At 63.4% G+C, this 15,569-nt stretch carries 16 protein-coding genes; 11 read left to right on the forward strand and 5 right to left on the reverse strand.

All coding sequences use genetic code 11. From position 1 onward, the window contains the following. Positions 1-38 precede the first annotated feature (38 nt). The 11 genes from LMTR3_RS08935 to LMTR3_RS08990 all read left to right on the forward strand — a co-directional run bounded on the left by LMTR3_RS08935 (position 39) and on the right by LMTR3_RS08990 (position 10,056). On the forward strand, positions 39-1,331 hold the full coding sequence (locus LMTR3_RS08935) for a glutamate-5-semialdehyde dehydrogenase (RefSeq protein WP_065744724.1): 1,293 nt from the start codon (positions 39-41) through the stop codon (positions 1,329-1,331). Between the two features lie 31 nt (positions 1,332-1,362). Continuing rightward, on the forward strand, positions 1,363-1,995 hold the full coding sequence (locus LMTR3_RS08940; protein WP_065744725.1) for a nicotinate-nucleotide adenylyltransferase: 633 nt from the start codon (positions 1,363-1,365) through the stop codon (positions 1,993-1,995). 231 nt (positions 1,996-2,226) lie between these two features. Beyond that, positions 2,227-2,580 (forward strand): ribosome silencing factor, encoded by a 354-nt coding sequence (rsfS, locus tag LMTR3_RS08945; protein WP_057842615.1) that lies wholly within the window; start codon positions 2,227-2,229, stop codon positions 2,578-2,580. A gap of 95 nt (positions 2,581-2,675) precedes the next feature. After that, positions 2,676-3,158, forward strand: coding sequence for a 23S rRNA (pseudouridine(1915)-N(3))-methyltransferase RlmH (rlmH, locus tag LMTR3_RS08950; RefSeq protein WP_065744726.1), 483 nt, complete (start codon positions 2,676-2,678; stop codon positions 3,156-3,158). 38 nt (positions 3,159-3,196) lie between these two features. Then, on the forward strand, positions 3,197-4,576 hold the full coding sequence (locus LMTR3_RS08955) for a peptidoglycan DD-metalloendopeptidase family protein (RefSeq protein ID WP_084029497.1): 1,380 nt from the start codon (positions 3,197-3,199) through the stop codon (positions 4,574-4,576). After that, positions 4,573-5,928, forward strand: a complete 1,356-nt coding sequence (locus LMTR3_RS08960; protein ID WP_057842612.1) for a S41 family peptidase — start codon at positions 4,573-4,575, stop codon at positions 5,926-5,928. Before LMTR3_RS08955 ends, LMTR3_RS08960 begins: the two co-directional genes overlap by 4 nt. Positions 5,929-6,094: 166 nt before the next feature. After that, positions 6,095-7,294 carry a divergent polysaccharide deacetylase family protein gene (locus LMTR3_RS08965; RefSeq protein ID WP_065744727.1) on the forward strand — a complete coding sequence of 400 codons (1,200 nt, stop codon included), beginning with the start codon at positions 6,095-6,097 and terminating at the stop codon, positions 7,292-7,294. 96 nt (positions 7,295-7,390) lie between these two features. After that, positions 7,391-7,894 (forward strand): RNA pyrophosphohydrolase, encoded by a 504-nt coding sequence (locus LMTR3_RS08970; RefSeq protein ID WP_065744728.1) that lies wholly within the window; start codon positions 7,391-7,393, stop codon positions 7,892-7,894. A 54-nt stretch (positions 7,895-7,948) separates the two neighbouring features. Further along, complete coding sequence (locus LMTR3_RS08975) at positions 7,949-8,446, forward strand: RNA pyrophosphohydrolase (protein WP_065744729.1); 498 nt, start codon at positions 7,949-7,951, stop codon at positions 8,444-8,446. Positions 8,447-8,917: 471 nt separating this feature from the next. Continuing rightward, on the forward strand, positions 8,918-9,211 hold the full coding sequence (locus LMTR3_RS08980) for a hypothetical protein (protein ID WP_065744730.1): 294 nt from the start codon (positions 8,918-8,920) through the stop codon (positions 9,209-9,211). A 344-nt stretch (positions 9,212-9,555) separates the two neighbouring features. Next, the gene (locus LMTR3_RS08990; protein WP_084029498.1) at positions 9,556-10,056 is read left to right on the forward strand and encodes an Hsp20/alpha crystallin family protein; all 501 of its coding nucleotides are present in this window, start codon (positions 9,556-9,558) and stop codon (positions 10,054-10,056) included. Positions 10,057-10,184: 128 nt separating this feature from the next. Here the strand turns inward: LMTR3_RS08990 and LMTR3_RS08995 are convergent, their stop codons facing one another. The 5 genes from LMTR3_RS08995 to LMTR3_RS09015 form a co-directional block, all read right to left on the reverse strand. After that, entirely contained in the window at positions 10,185-10,592 is a 408-nt protein-coding gene (locus LMTR3_RS08995) for a F0F1 ATP synthase subunit epsilon (protein WP_065744809.1), read from the reverse strand. Between the two features lie 113 nt (positions 10,593-10,705). Continuing rightward, complete coding sequence (gene atpD / locus LMTR3_RS09000; RefSeq protein WP_028348512.1) at positions 10,706-12,148, reverse strand: F0F1 ATP synthase subunit beta; 1,443 nt, start codon at positions 12,146-12,148, stop codon at positions 10,706-10,708. Positions 12,149-12,202: 54 nt separating this feature from the next. After that, the gene (locus LMTR3_RS09005; protein WP_065744732.1) at positions 12,203-13,081 is read right to left on the reverse strand and encodes a F0F1 ATP synthase subunit gamma; all 879 of its coding nucleotides are present in this window, start codon (positions 13,079-13,081) and stop codon (positions 12,203-12,205) included. A 95-nt stretch (positions 13,082-13,176) separates the two neighbouring features. Further along, positions 13,177-14,706, reverse strand: coding sequence for a F0F1 ATP synthase subunit alpha (gene atpA, locus LMTR3_RS09010; RefSeq protein WP_065744733.1), 1,530 nt, complete (start codon positions 14,704-14,706; stop codon positions 13,177-13,179). Beyond that, positions 14,706-15,266: a F0F1 ATP synthase subunit delta gene (locus LMTR3_RS09015; RefSeq protein WP_065744734.1), complete on the reverse strand. Its 561-nt coding sequence runs from the start codon at positions 15,264-15,266 to the stop codon at positions 14,706-14,708. The genes atpA and LMTR3_RS09015 overlap by 1 nt, the downstream gene beginning before the upstream one ends. Positions 15,267-15,569: the final 303 nt, after the last annotated feature.

Here is a 15,569-nt window from a genome sequence, read left to right on the forward strand (position 1 = left end):
GCTAGGACATGACCTTAACCCAAGACCCGAGACCTCCGATGACCGCCCCCTTGAAGGCTATCGACGGTAACGCCGATCTGCCCGCTTTGATGACCGACCTCGCCTCCCATGCGCGCGACGCCGCGCGGGTGCTGGCGCTGGCGCCGCCGGAGCAGAAGAACCGGGCGCTGGAAGCGATCGAGCGGGCGATCCGCGCCAACGCGGCAAAGATCCTCGCGGCCAATGCCGAGGACGTCGCGGAAGTCCGCGCCACTGGCGCGACCTCCGCCTTCATCGACCGCCTGACGCTGACACCGGCGCGCATCGACGCGATGGCCGATGGCGTTGCGACCGTGCGCGGCATCCCCGATCCGGTCGGCACCGTTACCGAGAGCTGGCAGCGGCCGAACGGCATGACCATCGAGCGCGTGCGCGTGCCGCTCGGCGTGATCGGCGTGATCTTCGAGAGCCGCCCCAATGTCGCGGCCGACGCCGGCGTGCTGTGCCTGAAGTCCGGCAATGCGGTGATCCTGCGCGGCGGCTCCGACAGCTTCCGCTCCTGCCGGGCGATTCACGAAGCCCTGGTGCACGGTCTGCGTGAGGCCGGCCTGCCGGAAGCCGCGATCACGCTGGTGCCGACGCGCGACCGCGCGGCGGTCGGGCTGATGCTATCAGGCCTGAACGGCGGCATCGACGTCATCGTGCCGCGCGGCGGCAAGAGCCTGGTGGCGCGGGTTGAAGCGGAAGCGCGCGTGCCGGTGTTTGCGCATCTCGAAGGCGTCAATCACGTCTATGTCGACCGCACCGCCAATCTCGATATGGCTAGGTCGATCGTGTTGAACGCCAAGATGCGCCGGACCGGCGTCTGCGGCGCCGCCGAGACGCTGCTGGTCGATCGCGCAGGCGCCGCCGCCAGTTTGAAGCCGCTGATCGAGATGCTGATCGAATCCGGCTGCGAGGTGCGCGGCGACGACGCCGTGCAGAAGGTCGACGCGCGGGTCAAGCCGGCATCCGACGATGACTGGGATACCGAGTATCTCGATGCCATCATCGCCGCGCGTGTCGTCGACGGCGTTGACGGGGCAATCACGCACATCCGGAAGCACGGCTCGCGCCACACCGATGCGATCGTGGCCGAGGATGCCAACGCGGCCGAGAAATTCCTCAGGGAGGTCGATTCGGCGATCGTGCTGCACAACGCTTCGACGCAGTTCGCCGACGGCGGCGAGTTCGGCTTCGGCGCCGAGATCGGGATCGCCACCGGCAAATTTCACGCCCGCGGGCCGGTCGGAGCCGAGCAATTGACCAGCTTCAAATACCGCGTTCACGGCACCGGGCAGACGCGGCCGTGACTGCCAGCCCACGCCCGCGGTGACTCGGCTGATGAAATTGCAATCCGCCGCGCAAGCCATTCCCTTCCATACCAATGGCATGCGCGTCGGCCTGCTCGGCGGCTCATTCAATCCGCCGCACGCGGCGCATCGCGCCATCAGCCTGTTTGCGCTGAAGCGCTTGAAGCTCGATCGCGTGTGGTGGCTGCTGACCCCCGGCAATCCGCTCAAGGATACCGGCCGGCTGCACGGCCTTGGCGAAAGGGCGCGTGCCGCGCGCGACGTCGCCGACGATCCGCGGATTGATATCAGTTGTCTCGAAGCTGTCATCGGCACCAAATACACTGTCGACACGATCATTCATTTGCGCCGCCGCGTTTCCGGCGTGCGCTTCGTCTGGATCATGGGCGCCGACAATCTCGCGCAGTTCCATCGCTGGAAGGATTGGCGGCGTATCGCTGCCGAGGTGCCGCTCGCCGTGATCGACCGTCCGCCGCAGAGTTTCCGGGCGCTCGCCGCGCCGGCTGCCCAGGCGCTGGCGCGGTATAGGTTGCCCGAGAATCAGGCGGCCCGGCTGGCCGATCAGCAGGCGCCGGCCTGGGTTTTCCTCACCGGCATGAAACTGAACCTGTCGTCTACGGGCCTGCGGAACTCCGACGGGAGCTGGAAGGCAAAAAAGAAGTGACAGTTCGGTCTGAACCGGCGGGTGGGGTCACTGGAATATTGAAACCATTAACCCCACATGCCTAATATGGTCCGCGGACGTCGGGATTCGGCGTTCGCGATACAGTGAAAGGAATGGTCCCTGGCCACATCTGTATTGTCCAAGTCCAAGTCTGTTTTACCCAAGGCAACTAGCAAGACTTCTGGCAAGTCCGCCAAGAATACGGGTAAAACATCGACACAAGCTGCAGCCTTGAAGGCGCAACCCGACGCCGACAAGACGCTGAATATGATCCTCTCCCGCCTCGACGATATGAAGGCGGAAGAAACGATCACCATCGACCTTCGCGGCAAATCCGCCTTTTCCGACTACATGATCGTCACGTCAGGCCGGGCCAACCGGCATGTCGGCGCGATCGCGGAAAACGTCACGAAAGCCCTGAAGGAAACCGGCATCAAGAACATCCATGTCGAGGGCTTGCCCAATTGCGACTGGGTGCTGATCGATTCCGGCGATGTGGTCGTGCACGTGTTCAGACCCGAGGTGCGCGAATTCTACAATCTTGAAAGGTTGTGGACGCAAAACCCGGCGGCGGCAGCGATCTGAAACCTCGGCCGATGCGAATCGGCTAAGGCGCATGTAGTTTGCCAGCGCGCGCGAAAAGCGCGCGTGCCGGAAAGTGCACGCCAGAAACAGCATTCATGCGCCTCGTCGTTGTTTCAATAGGCCGGCTAAAGCAGGGCCCGGAGCAGGAGCTGGCCGAACGCTACCGCGAGCGCTTCGAGGACATCGGCCGCAAGCTCGGTTTTCGCGGGCTTTCGGTCCATGAAATTCCCGAAAGCCGCGCACGCGACACTGCGACCCGGATATCGGAGGAGGCCGCCGCGATTGCGGCGGCGATACCGGAGAAATCCATGCTGGTGGCGCTGGACGAGCACGGCAGGAACATCGATAGCGCAACCTTCGCCCGGCAGCTCGGCGATTGGCGGGATGAAGGGATTGCCAACACAATTTTCGCCATCGGCGGCGCGGACGGACTTTCGCCCGATTTGCAGCGCAAGGCTAAATTACGCATTGCGTTCGGCTCAGCGACCTGGCCGCATCAAATGGTTCGCGTCATGCTTCTTGAACAGATTTATCGCGCCGCCACCATTTTGGCCGGCCATCCCTACCACCGCGCGTAAGGCACGGTGACGTGAATACAGAGAACGCTGAATAGGCGATGCATTCAACGCGAGACATTCATTCATACCCTGGCACCGCCGAGCGCGGCGCGCCGATGTCAGCCGTCTCGCTTCGCCTGATCCTGCTGTCCGCAAGCTTTGCCGTGACGCCGCTTTTGCCGGCGGTGGCGCAACCCGCGCCAGCGGCGCAGCAAGCGACCGCCGTTTCCCCCGATGCCATCAAGCAGCGCGAGCAGGAACTGGAGGCCGCGCGCGAGGAGCAGCGCAAGGCGGCTGAGCTGCAACAGAAGCTAAAGGCCGACATCGCCGCGATCGGGCAGGACCGCTCCAAGCTCAATCAGCAACTGATCGACATCGCCACCCAGGTGCGCAGCATCGAAACCCGCATCGGCGAGACCGAGGGGCGGCTGCGCCCACTGGACGCGCGCGAGCAGCAGGCCCGCGCTTCGCTCGATTCACGCCGCGCTGAAATTATCGAGGTGCTGGCGGCCTTGCAGCGCGCCGGCCGGCGCACGCCGCCGGCGCTGCTGGTCCGACCTGAGGACGCGCTGCAATCGCTGCGCACCGCCATGCTGCTCGGCGCGGTCGTCCCCGAACTGCGCGGCCGCGCGGAGAAGCTCGCCGCCGATCTCGGCGAACTCGTGACCCTGCGCAAGAACATTGCCACCGAGCGCGACATACTGGCGCGGGACCGTGACAGGCTGAAGGACGATTCCATCAGACTGGCGGCGCTGGTGGAAGAACGACAGCGCAAGCAGAGCGCGATCGAAAAGGACATGGAGGCCGAAGGCGCACGCGCCATCAACCTGTCCAAGCAGGTCGACGGTCTGCAAGGCCTGATCGCGAAAATGGAACAGGATTTGAAGAGCGCCGCCAAGGCGGCCGCGACCGCCAGCCTGCAGGGCGCCCCGGCTGCCCCCGGCGGCAAGCCCAATCTGGGAGCATTGAAAGATCCTGCCCGGCTGAGCCCGGCGATCGCCTTTGACTCCGCCAAGGGGCTGTTCGCCTTTCCGGTCAATGGCCGCAAGATTCGCAGTTTTGGCGGTTCCGATGGCGCGGGTGGCGTGGAAAAAGGCATTTCTTTGGCGACACGCGCCGGAGCTCAGGTCACAACACCGTGTGACGGCTGGGTTGTTTACGCTGGACCCTTCCGCAGCTACGGACAACTCTTGATCCTCAATGCCGGGGGCGGGTATCATGTCCTGATCGCCGGGATGGAGCGCATTTCGGTAAACATCGGCCAGTTTGTACTTACGGGAGAGCCGGTCGCGACCATGGGAACGACGTCCCAAGTCGCATCCATTCTCGCGACGACCGCGAGCCAGCCGGTGCTCTATGTCGAGTTCCGCAAGGACGGCACTCCAATTGACTCAGGCCCATGGTGGGCCGCAAGTGAAGGCGAAAAGGTTCGCGGATGATGCGCAAGACTTCTGTAATTCTTCTCAGCGCCGCCACCGGTGCGGCTTTGACGCTCTTCGTCACGCAGCCTCGTTCCGTGCTGATGGGATCGAGTGCGCGTGCTGCGACGTCGGACACCTATCGCCAGCTCAATCTGTTCGGCGACGTGTTCGAGCGCGTGCGCAGCGACTATGTCGAGAAGCCCGACGACTCCAAGCTGGTCGAATCGGCGATCTCGGGCATGCTGACCGGACTCGATCCGCATTCCAGCTACATGGACGCCAAGAGCTTCCGCGACATGCAGGTGCAGACCCGCGGTGAATTCGGCGGGCTCGGCATCGAGGTCACGATGGAAGACGGGCTGATCAAGGTCGTCTCTCCGATCGACGACACGCCGGCGTCGAAGGCCGGCATCATGGCCAACGACATCATCACCAATCTCGACGACGAAGCCGTGCAGGGTCTCACCCTCAACCAGGCGGTCGAGAAGATGCGCGGACCGGTCAACACCAAGATCCGTCTCAAGATCATTCGCAAGGGTCAGGACGTTCCGATCGAAGTGACGCTGGTGCGCGACAACATCCGGGTCCGCTCCGTCCGTGCGCGCGTCGAACAGGACGACATCGCCTATATCCGCGTCACTACCTTCAACGAGCAGACCACCGAAGGCCTGAAGCGCGAGATCGGCAACCTCTCGAACCAGATCGGCGACAAGTTGAAGGGCTACATCATCGACCTGCGCAATAATCCCGGCGGCTTGCTGGAGGAAGCGGTCACTGTTTCCGACGCCTTCCTGGAGCGCGGCGAGATCGTCTCGACCCGCGGCCGCAATGCCGAGGAGACGCAGCGCCGCGCCGCCCATTCGGGCGACCTGACCAAGGGCAAGCCGATCATCGTGCTGGTCAACGGCGGCTCGGCTTCGGCTTCCGAAATCGTCGCCGGCGCGCTGCAGGACCACAAGCGCGCGACGCTTGTCGGCACGCGCTCATTCGGCAAGGGCTCGGTGCAGACCATCATCCCGCTCGGCAGCGGCAACGGCGCGCTGCGCCTCACCACCGCGCGCTACTTCACGCCGTCGGGCAAGTCGATCCAGGCCAAGGGCATCGTGCCCGATATCGAGGTGCTGCAGGACGTGCCGGACGAATTGAAGGCGCGCACCGACACCAAGGGCGAGGCCTCGCTGCGCGGCCATTTGAAGACCGACGGAGACGAGAAGACCGGCTCGCAATCCTACGTGCCGCCGGATGCCAAAGACGACAAGGCGCTGAAGACCGCCGCCGACCTGCTGCACGGCATCAAGTCGACGGCAAGCAGCGCGCCGGCGACCGGCGACAAGGCGGCAGTCGACAAGCCAGCCAAGGCGGCGAACTGATCATAGCCCCGTAGATTTCAGTGAAGAAAAGGCGGCCCCGGCGGGCCGCCTTTTTGTTGGGGTTCCCGGCCCGTCCGTTGGCCCGGCGAGGCGGCTTTTACGCGCGGCGCAGCGCTCGAACCCGACTCCTCGTGGTATCGTCGGCGAGGTTGATTCGGGGAGGTCCATGACGGAAACGGCCGACGAACTGAGCACGCCGCTTGGACAGAAGACGGAGCGCCAGAAGCGGCGGTTTCGGCTGCCGTTCACCGCAGTGCAGGCGCTGGCCATGCTGCTCGGCCTGTTCCTGATTACCTTCCTCACGATCGCTCTGTTTAACGACAATCCGTTGGGTGGCGAGCCCGTCGCCCACGTCGCATTGCGCGGGCCTGCGGGGGACGACAAGCAGCCGGCGGCTTCCGGCCACACCCAACGGGCCGCAAAAAGTCCGATACAGCAGGCCCCGGCCGGCGATAGTAAGACCGTCACTATCATCGATGGGTCCAGCGGCAAGCGCCAGGACGTCGTGATCGGCAGCGATGCGACCGACAAGTCCGGCTCAGACTCCGCGCCGGCAACCGCGATGGCCGACGTCGATCAGCGGCTCCTCGAAAAGTCGCGCTACGGCATGATCCCGGTGGTTGCCGACGGTCTGAAACCCTTCACTGTCTACGCGGCCGACGCCGACCGCACCAGGGCCGCGAAGATGCCGGTGGTCGCCATCGTCATCGGCGGCCTCGGCGTCGGCGCTGCCAAGACGACCGATGCCATCATGAAACTGCCGCCCGCCGTGACCCTGGCGTTTACGCCTTATGGGGCGGATCCCGCCAAGTTGGCCGAGCGGGCGCGCGCGCAGCGCCACGAGATCCTGCTGCAGGTTCCAATGGAGCCGTTCGATTATCCCGATAACGATCCCGGCCCGCAGACCCTGCTCACGACGCTGACGTCGGAGCAGAACATCGACCGGCTGTACTGGCACCTCAGCCGGTTCCAGGGCTATGCCGGGATCGCCAATTTCATGGGAGCGCGTTTCACGGCCACCGACACGGTGATGCAGCCGATCATTCGGGAGGCAGCCAAGCGCGGCCTCGGCTATCTCGATGACGGCTCCTCGCCGCGGAGCGCCGCGCCGTCCCTGACGGCAGCCCAATCGATGCCCTTCGCCAAGGCCGATTTCACCATCGATGCCGTGCCGACCTCGGCCGAAATCGACCGGACGCTGGTGAAACTGGAGACGCTCGCCAAGGAGCGCGGACTGGCCGTGGGCGTCGCCTCGGCGCTGCCGGTTTCGATCGAGCGGATTGCTGCCTGGATCAAGACTCTTGAGGCCCGCGGCATCATGCTTGTGCCATTGACAACGGCGATGCTGAAATCAAAATCAGGCTAGAGATCAACCTGATGGCAGCAATCCGGGCTCCCTCGGATTGCGTCGCCCCGGCCGGTTTGCGGGTAACTTGCTGCAGCTTTAGGAGTCCTGACGGAAATGGCGCGCTACGAAGACCTGCCCTACCGGACCTGCGTCGGCATGATGCTGATCAATGCAGCCGGGCTGGTTTTCATTGGCCGGCGCGCTGGCGGCATCGAGCATGTCGACGAATCCCACGTCTGGCAGATGCCGCAGGGCGGGGTCGATCCCGGCGAGGATACTTGGGAGGCCGCCAAGCGCGAGCTTTACGAGGAAACCAGCGTTCGCTCGGTGCAGAAGCTTGGCGAAGTCCCGGATTGGCTGATCTACGACATTCCACGCACGGTGGCCGGCCGCGCCTGGAAGGGCCGTTATCGCGGACAACGGCAGAAATGGTACGCGGTGCGTTTCACCGGCAAGGATAACGAGATCAACGTTGCCAGCCCCGGCGGCGGGCACAAGGCCGAATTCGTTAGCTGGCGCTGGGAGCCGATGAAGAACCTCCCGAACCTGATCGTTCCGTTCAAGCGGCCGGTCTATGAGCGCGTGGTCAAGGAATTCGCCAGCCTTGCGGGCGGTTAGCCACTTTCTTTGTGACGCGTCTATCGTGACGCGAACCGGTATTTATATCAGGACATGTCCGACAAACCCTTTCGCCCCAACGTGGGAATCGCGCTGTTCAACACCTCGGGTCGGGTGCTGATCGGCCGCCGCTTCCGTGACGACGGGCCGGAAATCATCTTGCCGGGTCTGGAATGGCAGATGCCGCAGGGCGGCATCGACGCCGACGAGAACCCGCGCGATGCCGTCATGCGCGAACTCTGGGAAGAGACCGGGGCGGTCAGCGCCGAATACCTCGGCGAGACCGATTGGATGAATTACGAATTTCCGCCGTATGATGGGCCGGTCGACCATCGCTTGGCGAAATTCCGCGGCCAGCGGCAGAAATGGTTCGCTTTGCGGTTCACCGGCAGCGACGACGAGATCGACCCGCTGACGCAGCGCAACGGGCAGCCGGCCGAATTCGATTCCTGGCGCTGGGAACGGCTCGACCGCGTCGCGGACCTCGTGGTGCCGTTCCGGCGCGACGTGTACCGGATGGTGGTGCGGCAGTTCGCGGAATTCGCCCGCTAGATTAAATCGAACCGAAAGGCTCTAGACTGCGTCTAACCACACGGAGGATGCGAGGCGCTTGACAGTGGTTTGTCGCTGAATATTTTTTGCGCAAAGCGGATTCTCCGCCGTAACCCACTCAGAGGAAACGATAGAGCGACCGTCAAGGGATGACGAAGATGATCGACGAAAAACTGGCCCCGTTTGCGTACACATCGCAACAATATCGACCGTTATCGCCGTCTTCTTAAAACCAGGCTGACAGAGCTTGAACAGCAGTACATCGAAAAGCGGCTCTCCGAAGAACAGTCGGCTCTGGAACGACTCGCTGCCTCTACATTTCCGCTCACTTTCCAGGCCCCGGAACAACATTCTCACAGACCGGAGCCGCCGATCACGTCGGCGGCCTGAGATGTCCGTTGCGGCGCGCCGCTCGTCGTCCGCCCCGATCAGGGCCGGGAATATTCGGCGTGACCCAATGTTTGGTCTGACATGAAGGACGTGACCGTTACCAAGCGCCGCCGGAGCTGGGAATGGCGGGTAGCCGACGAGAGCGGCAGGCCGATCATGAGCGGCCGAGAACGCAGTCGGCCGGCCGCCCGCTATCAGGGCTACCGAACCTTGTTCATGCTGCTCGCCATCGGCCAAAGGCCGAATGAAATGCCGGCCCTGCGCTCGGGCCGCGATATCGGGCAAACGGTTGCGCGCGACCTGCCTCACCCGGTTGTGCGAACGGCGCGTTCGGCATCGACGGGACCGGGATCGGGCGGCTTCACGCCCGATTAGGCCTCCGACCGCCGGCGTGACGGCGCGACCCAAGAATTTTGCCTATCTTGGAACTTTTCGAGCGATTTCCAATTCGATTTCTGCCGCGGACAGCGGTGCCGGATGCCACCCTGAGCAGGTCGAGCAGGCCTCGTTCAAGGATGGTTTCTTGATCGTCGATCTCGTTCGCGAAGTGCCCGATGCGATGAAGCCGCGGCGCATCCCGATCGGCAACGCTGGCGCTTCCCACCAGATCGAGCAGAAGGCGGCTTAAGTCGCTGCGGCAATACTGGCTAGGCGCGCGGATAACCGGCCGCGCGCGAGCCAATGCAAGCAACATCAGCAATCCCTGTAAGGAGGACACTATGGCTTTTCGTGATCTGATCCCCTGGTCGAGAAACCAGGAGCTCGCGACCGCGCGCGAGAGCTTCGATCCCTTCTTCACCCTGCACCGAGAGATGAATCGGCTATTCGATGACGTTTTCCGCGGCTTTGCGACGCCTACCCGTTTCGGCTCTCCGCTGATGGAAGGTCGCTTCGGATGGCCAAGCATCGAGCTCACCGAAACCGACAAGGAGTTGAAGGTCTCGGCTGAGTTGCCCGGCATGACGGAGAAAGACGTTCAGGTCGAGATCGCCAATGGCGTTCTGACGCTGCGCGGCGAGAAGAAATCCGAACGAACCGACAGTGGCGGAAAGTACTTCACCGAGCGCCATTACGGTGCGTTCGAGCGGCAGATCCCGCTCGATGGCGTCGTCGAGGACAAGGCTGAAGCCAAATTCCATGACGGCGTCTTGACCATCACGCTGCCGAAATCCGAACAAGCCCGTTCGGCCGTCAAGCGCATCCCCATCGTCAATCAGTGACGAGAATGGCGGCAAGGCAGTGCGCCGCATGAAAGGACCGATACTCAAAAAGCTCAGCGCCCGTCACGGTGTGACGAGCGCTGGCGTTATCAGGACCTTCATCGCGCCCCGGAGCGGTGCCCCGGGGCTTAGTGCATAGCGGTGGCGTTGAGCTCGATCTGGATGCTCTTGAAGTGGTCCAGCCGCTCGATGGCGTGATCGAGTTCGCCGCCTTCCTTCTCGGCTAGCTTGGCTTCCATCTCGGCAATGGTCTCGGCGAACTGCGCGCGGTCGACATCGGCCATCGAGGTAGCGACGTCGGCCAGCACGGTCAGTCCGTTTTCCGACATCTCGGCGAGCCCACCGAGCACGATGATCTTCTGATGTGCGCCGCCTGACGTGACGGTCAGGATGCCCGGGCGGATCGCCGCCACGACCGGTGCGTGGCCGGCCAGCACGCCGAAATCGCCTTCCACGCCGGGAACGTCAACCTGATCGACCTCGCCGGAGAAGGCGAGCTTTTCGGGCGAGACGAGATCGAAATGAAAGGTAGCCATGGTCTTTCCGTTCTTTCCGCTGTCACCCGCGGGCTTGACCCGCGGGTCCATCAGACGAAAGTTTTTTGAGCCGATGGATTGCCGGGTCGAGCCCGGCAATGACGGCTTCAAACTTAGGCCGCCTCGGCAGCCAGCTTCTTGCCCTTCTCGACGGCTTCCTCGATGGTGCCGACCATGTAGAACGCCGCTTCCGGCAGATGGTCGTACTTGCCTTCGCAGAGGCCGCGGAAGCCCTTGATGGTGTCGGCGAGATCGACGAACTTGCCCGGCGAGCCGGTGAAGACTTCGGCGACGTGGAACGGCTGCGACAGGAAGCGCTCGATCTTGCGGGCGCGGGCCACCGCGATCTTGTCCTCTTCCGATAGTTCGTCCATGCCGAGAATGGCGATGATGTCCTGCAGCGACTTGTACTTCTGCAGCACCTGCTGAACCATGCGCGCGGTCTGATAGTGCTCCTCGCCGACGACGAGCGGGGAGAGCATGCGCGAGGTGGAGTCGAGCGGGTCCACCGCCGGGTAGATGCCCTTTTCCGAAATCGCGCGGCTCAACACCGTGGTCGCGTCCAGATGGGCGAACGAGGTGGCGGGCGCCGGGTCGGTCAAGTCGTCGGCCGGCACGTAGATCGCCTGCACCGAGGTGATCGACCCCTTGTGCGTGGTCGTGATGCGCTCCTGCAGCGCGCCCATGTCGGTGGCGAGCGTCGGCTGATAGCCCACCGCCGAGGGGATGCGGCCGAGCAGCGCCGACACTTCGGAGCCTGCCTGCGTGAAGCGGAAGATGTTGTCGACGAAGAACAGCACGTCCTGGCCCTGGTCGCGGAAGTGCTCGGCGACCGTCAGACCCGTGAGGCCGACGCGGGCGCGGGCGCCAGGCGGCTCGTTCATCTGGCCGAACACCAGCGCGCATTTTGATTTCACGCTCGGATCGGGATTGCGCGGATCGGCGTTGACCTTCGACTCGATGAACTCGTGATAGAGGTCGTTGCCTTCGCGGGTACGCTCACCGACGCCGGCGAACACCGAGTAACCGCCATGTGCCTTGGCGACGTTGTTGATCAATTCCTGAATCAGCACGGTCTTGCCGACGCCGGCACCGCCGAACAGGCCGATCTTGCCGCCCTTGGCGTAGGGGGCGAGCAGGTCGACGACCTTGATGCCGGTCACAAGAATTTCGGCTTCAGTAGACTGGTCAGTGTAGGTCGGCGCTTCCTGATGGATGGCGCGCTTGCCTTCGGACTTGATCGGACCGGCTTCGTCGATCGGTTCGCCGATGACGTTCATGATGCGCCCGAGTGTGCCGTCACCGACCGGAATTGCGATCGGCTCGCCGGTATCGGTCACTTCCTGACCGCGCACCAGACCTTCGGTAGCGTCCATCGCAATCGTGCGCACGGTGGACTCACCGAGGTGCTGCGCGACTTCCAGCACCAGACGGTTGCCCCCGTTCTTGGTCTCCAGCGAATTGAGAATGGCCGGCAGGTGACCTTCGAACTGCACGTCGACAACGGCGCCCATGACTTGGGTGACACGACCGATCTGGTTAGCTGCGGTGGCCATGAATTGCTCTCCTTCGAAATTCTGTACTTGAACGACCGTCGGTTGGTTCGTGCGCTAGACCGCCTCGGCGCCGGAGATGATCTCGATCAACTCCTTGGTGATCTGGGCTTGACGGGTTCGGTTGTAGACCAGGGTTTGCTTGCGGATCATTTCGCCGGCGTTGCGGGTGGCGTTATCCATCGCGCTCATCTGCGCGCCGTAGAAAGAGGCGTTGTTTTCCAGGAGCGCGCGGAAGATCTGCACCGCAAGATTGCGCGGCAGCAGCCGCGCCAGAATCTCGTCTTCTTCCGGCTCATATTCGTAAGCGGTCGACGGACCGGCATTGGCGGCCGGCTCTTCGACCACCAACGGAATGACCTGCTGGGCGGTCGGGATCTGCGCGATGACGGACTTGAAGCGCGAATAGAACAGCGTGCAGACGTCAAACTCGCCGGCTTCGAACCGTGTCAGGATCTTCCTGGCGATATCCTCGGCGTTGACGAAGCCGAGCTGGCGAACCCCGCGCAGATCGACGTGCTCGACGATCTGCTTCTCGAAGGTGCGGCGGAGCTGGTCGTAGCCTTTGCGGCCGACGCAGAAAATCTTGACGTCCTTGCCCTGGCTGATCAGGGAGAGCGCGCGCTCACGGACCAGACGCACGATCGCCGAATTGAACGCACCACACAGGCCGCGTTCGCCGGTGCAGACGAGCAGCAAATGCACCTGATCCCTGCCGGTGCCGGCCAACAGCGCCGGAGCGCCGGGCGAGCCGGCGGCAGCAGCGGCGATGTTGGAAATCACCGCATCCATCTTTTCGGCGTAAGGCCGGGCCGCTTCTGCGGCGCTCTGCGCGCGCCGCAGCTTCGACGCCGCGACCATTTGCATGGCCTTGGTGATCTTCTGCGTCGCCTTGGTCGAGGCGATGCGGACCCGCATGTCTTTAAGTGAAGCCATTCTCAGTTCACCCCGGCGATCAGACCTCGAGGATCCGACCGCAAGCCACTCTTTCGTCGGACCCGGCTAGGAGCCGGGCCGCAACGGCAAAATCGTCAAGAAAATGTCTTGGCGTAACCTTCGACCACGGTCTTCAGCTTGCCGGCGAGATCGTCAGAGAGATCCCGGCTGTCGCGGATGCCGTTGAGAATGTCGACGTTCTTGCCGCGCAGCAGCGACAAGAGGCCGTCCTCGAAAGCGCGCACCTTGTTGAGCGGAAGCGGGTCGAGATAGCCGTTGGTGCCGGCCCAGATCACGCAGACCTGCTCTTCCATCTTCAGCGGCGAGAATTGCGGCTGCTTCAGGAGTTCGGTCAGGCGCGAACCGCGGTTCAGGAGGCGCTGGGTCGAGGCGTCGAGGTCGGAGCCGAACTGCGCGAAGGCCGCCATTTCGCGGTACTGCGCCAGCTCACCCTTGATCTTGCCGGCGACCTTCTTCATCGCCTTGGTCTGCGCCGAGGAGCCCACGCGCGACACCGACAGACCGACGTTCACCGCGGGACGGATGCCCTGGAAGAACAGGTCGGTTTCCAGGAAGATCTGACCGTCAGTAATCGAAATCACGTTGGTCGGAATGTAGGCCGACACGTCGTTGGCCTGGGTTTCGATGACCGGCAGCGCCGTCAGCGAGCCCGAGCCCTGGTCCTTGTTGAGCTTCGCCGCGCGCTCGAGCAGGCGGGAGTGCAGGTAGAACACGTCGCCCGGATAGGCTTCGCGGCCCGGCGGGCGGCGCAGCAGCAGCGACATCTGGCGGTAGGCGACGGCCTGCTTGGACAAGTCGTCATAGATGATGACGGCGTGCATGCCGTTGTCGCGGAAGTACTCGCCCATCGTGCAGCCGGTGAACGGTGCGATGTACTGCATCGGCGCCGGGTCGGACGCGGTGGCGGCGACGACGATCGAATATTCCAGCGCGCCCTGCTCTTCCAGCACCTTGACGAACTGGGCAACGGTCGAGCGCTTCTGGCCGATCGCGACGTAGACGCAATACAGCTTGATGTTCTCGTCCGGCTGCGCGTTGAGCGGCTTCTGGTTCAGGATGGTGTCGAGCGCGATCGCGGTCTTGCCGGTCTGACGGTCGCCGATGATCAGCTCGCGCTGGCCGCGGCCGACCGGGATCAGCGCATCGATCGCCTTGAGGCCGGTCGCCATCGGCTCGCTCACCGACTTGCGCGGAATGATGCCGGGCGCCTTGACGTCGACGCGCTTGCGTTCGGCAGCCTGGATCGGGCCCTTGCCGTCGATCGGGTTGCCGAGCGCGTCGACGACGCGGCCGAGCAGACCCTTGCCGACCGGCGTGTCGACGATGGCGCGGGTGCGCTTGACGGTCTGGCCTTCCTTGATCTCGCGGTCGGCGCCGAAGATCACGATACCGACGTTGTCGGTTTCGAGGTTCAGCGCCATGCCGCGGGTGCCGTTCTCGAACTCGACCATTTCGCCGGCCTGGACATTGTCCAGACCGTAGACGCGGGCGATACCGTCACCGACGGACAGCACCTGCCCGACTTCGGTGACCTCAGCCTCCTGGCCGAAATTCTTGATCTGATCCTTGAGGATCGCGGAAATTTCCGCGGCGCGGATGTCCATCAGCCTGCCTCTTTCATCGCGTGCTTGATCGAATTGAGTTTGGTGCGAAGCGAGCTATCCACCATGCGGCTGCCGAGCTTGACCACAAGGCCGCCAATGATGGAGGGATCGACTTTCACGTTGAGCGCGACGTCCTTGCCCGTCACCGATTCCAGTGCGGTCTTCAGCGCGTCGAGATTCTTGTCACTGAGCTGTTCGGCGACGGTGACGTCAGCGGTTGCCTCGCCCTTGAACTTCGCCACCAGCGCGCGAAAGGCGCGGATCACATCGGCCACTGCAAACAGCCGGCGATTGGCGGTCAACACTTTAAGGAACTTGGCGGAGGTGCCGGTAATTCCGGCCTTGTCGAGCAGGGCAGTGAGCGCCTTGGCCTGCGCATCTGCCGAGAAGACCGGGCTGCGGACGAGGCGCTTGAGATCGGCGCTTTCGTTCAGCATGGCCTCGAATTTATCGAGATCGGCTCTTACCGCGTCGACGGATTTCTCCTCGCGCGCCAACTCGAACAAGGCCGTAGCATAACGGCCGGACACTCCCGAAACGGACGGATCTTCAGCAGCCACAGAGACGCTCTTTTCAGATGTCAAACTCGCAAGGGAAAAACCGTCGCCACGGGTAGCGGCGCCTAGCGATCCAAGCCCTTGGAATTCAAGCGGGACTTCGATTTTCGACCGGCACGAGAGGTGCCGGGATCGTTAAAATCGCGGCTTTGCTAACATAGCAAGCGCGCAGGTGCAACATGACGGCCCATGCGGGCGATGCCTTGTCGCACGTCAATTTTCAGACCCGTCGAACGCAGCTTGATGAGGGTCAGCGCGCCGGCATTTTGACTCCGGCGGTTGCAGGCGATCTGAAGCCGTCCCCGA

Origin of the sequence: Bradyrhizobium sp. LMTR 3 (assembly GCF_001693485.1) — a bacterium.
Taxonomy (GTDB): Bacteria; Pseudomonadota; Alphaproteobacteria; order Rhizobiales; family Xanthobacteraceae; genus Bradyrhizobium.